This is a genomic window from Candidatus Pelagibacter communis (assembly GCF_001179845.1).
Taxonomy (GTDB): domain Bacteria; phylum Pseudomonadota; class Alphaproteobacteria; order Pelagibacterales; family Pelagibacteraceae; genus Pelagibacter; species Pelagibacter ubique_Q.
The window spans coordinates 1-698 of sequence record NZ_CVSB01000047.1; the positions used below are offsets into that span (position 1 = coordinate 1).

Below are 698 nucleotides of genomic sequence, written 5' to 3' on the forward strand. Positions count from 1 at the left end.
AAGAATTTAATGAATGGAATGGCGAAGCGTTAATTACTTCTTTAAAAGATAAATCAATGAGAAAATTAAACTTTCAAAATTTGTCTAATATTGAAGAAACAATTATTTTCAAAGATAAAATTGGAAGAATAAGAGACATACAAGTTCACCCTGTTAATGGAAAAATATATTTTCTTGCGGGAAATAGCTTATGGCTAATGGAAAAAAATAACAATTAAACTAGAAAAAGATTTTAGTAGAAATAATGAAAAAAATAATATCTTTACTATGTGTCATTCTTTTTTTTAATATAGAGCTAATTGCAATGGAAAAACGACCTTATCATCATTTACCAGATGGAACTTTTAGGAATCCTGAAGGATCTCCAGTTCGATCAAATGATATAAAATTTTCCTATAGAACATTTATAAAAGAAAAAAAGAAAATTGATATTACTGTTCCAAAAGATCATGTCATCGATAAAAAAATTGTTAGAGAAAATTTAGAAAAATTTAAAGATGATAATTATATTGCTTGGATAGGACATGCTACATTCTTAATTAAATTAGGCGAAACAACAATTATTACAGATCCAGTTTTTTCAAAAAATGCTGGACCTTTGATATTTGGTCCAAAAAGATATGTTGACCCAGCTATTCAATTGAAAGAAATTCCAAAAACAGATGTATTTCTGCTTACTCACAATCATTATGACCATC

The 698-nt window shown here is 26.5% G+C and carries 2 protein-coding genes; both read left to right on the forward strand.

Translation table 11 applies throughout. The annotated features are described in order from the left end of the window. Positions 1–218 (forward strand): PQQ-dependent sugar dehydrogenase (locus AMN81_RS04880; RefSeq protein ID WP_143312061.1); only part of this gene is annotated, 218 nt, incomplete at its 5' end. Between the two features lie 26 nt (positions 219–244). Then, positions 245–698 (forward strand): MBL fold metallo-hydrolase (locus tag AMN81_RS04885; protein WP_179850570.1); only part of this gene is annotated, 454 nt, incomplete at its 3' end.